The sequence below is a fragment of the Paraburkholderia sp. SIMBA_054 genome, assembly GCF_046534875.1.
GTDB classification, from domain to species: domain Bacteria; phylum Pseudomonadota; class Gammaproteobacteria; order Burkholderiales; family Burkholderiaceae; genus Paraburkholderia; species Paraburkholderia hospita.
Genome location: NZ_JAWRXV010001291.1, coordinates 1 through 251 on the forward strand (window position 1 = coordinate 1; position 251 = coordinate 251).

Consider the following 251-nt stretch of genomic DNA (forward strand, 5'->3'; position numbering starts at 1 on the left):
GCGGTTCGCCGTTGCCGCGCGCCGAGGGCAGGGTGTGCACCGCGGTCGAATAGCTGCGGCCTTCCGAGTCCAGGAAGGCGACCTGCTGCGTGCTGCGCGTGCGCACCGCGGCCAGCAGGCCGTCGCCGTCGCGGTAGGACATGCCGGCCGGATCGACCTCATGGCCCTTGGCCGCGCGGATCCAGCCCTTCTCCGACAGCACCACGGTCATCGGCTCGCTGGCGACCAGCTCGGTCTCGTCGATGGCCTGC

1 pseudogene is annotated in these 251 nt (G+C 72.1%); it reads right to left on the reverse strand.

Annotation, left to right across the window (positions count from 1 at the left end):
- Positions 1-251, reverse strand: a pseudogene (locus SB822_RS59270) (DNA topoisomerase IV subunit A); the annotation flags it as partial.